General features: G+C 55.2%; 1 rRNA gene (only partly in view). It reads right to left on the bottom strand.

From position 1 onward, the window contains the following. Positions 1-48: 48 nt before the first annotated feature. Positions 49-1,205 (bottom strand): 23S ribosomal RNA (locus tag ABZV44_RS45460); it runs 2,010 nt beyond the window's last position.

Here is a 1,205-nt window from a genome sequence, read left to right as displayed (position 1 = left end):
GATCTGTGTGTTGTTTCAGATACTGCACAGTGGACGCGTAGCTTCTTTGTTGGTAAGTCCTCGGCCTATTAGTACCAGTCACCTACATCTGTTACCAGACTTCCAGTTCTGGCCTATCAACCCAATGGTCTGTTGGGGGCCTTACCCCCTCGAGGGGGTGAGAAACCTCATCTTGGAACAGGCTTCCCGCTTAGATGCTTTCAGCGGTTATCCCTTCCGAACGTGGCCAACCAGCCGTGCTCCTGGCGGAACAACTGGCACACCAGAGGTTCGTCCGTCCCGGTCCTCTCGTACTAGGGACAGCCTTCCTCAAGTTTCTAACGCGCGCGGCGGATAGAGACCGAACTGTCTCACGACGTTCTAAACCCAGCTCGCGTGCCGCTTTAATGGGCGAACAGCCCAACCCTTGGGACCTACTCCAGCCCCAGGATGCGACGAGCCGACATCGAGGTGCCAAACCATCCCGTCGATATGGACTCTTGGGGAAGATCAGCCTGTTATCCCCGGGGTACCTTTTATCCGTTGAGCGACACCGCTTCCACTTGCCGGTGCCGGATCACTAGTCCCGACTTTCGTCCCTGCTCGACCTGTCGGTCTCACAGTCAAGCTCCCTTGTGCACTTGCACTCGACACCTGATTGCCAACCAGGCTGAGGGAACCTTTGGGCGCCTCCGTTACATTTTGGGAGGCAACCGCCCCAGTTAAACTACCCACCAGGCACTGTCCCTGAACCCGATCAGGGTCCGAGGTTAGAGGTCCAATACGATCAGAGTGGTATTTCAACGATGACTCCACCAACACTGGCGTGCTGGTTTCACAGTCTCCCACCTATCCTACACAAACCGTACCGAACACCAATACCAAGCTATAGTGAAGGTCCCGGGGTCTTTTCGTCCTGCCGCGCGTAACGAGCATCTTTACTCGTACTGCAATTTCGCCGAGTCTGTGGTTGAGACAGCTGAGAAGTCGTTACGCCATTCGTGCAGGTCGGAACTTACCCGACAAGGAATTTCGCTACCTTAGGATGGTTATAGTTACCACCGCCGTTTACCGGGGCTTAAATTCTCAGCTTCGCTCCGAAGAGCTAACCGGTCCTCTTAACCTTCCGGCACCGGGCAGGCGTCAGTCCGTATACATCGTCTTACGACTTCGCACGGACCTGTGTTTTTAGTAAACAGTCGCTTCTCACTGGTCTCTGCGACCCC

It is taken from the genome of Nocardia sp. NPDC004860 (genome assembly GCF_040609015.1).
Lineage (GTDB): Bacteria > Actinomycetota > Actinomycetes > Mycobacteriales > Mycobacteriaceae > Nocardia.
This window is presented reverse-complemented; position numbering and strand designations above follow the sequence as displayed.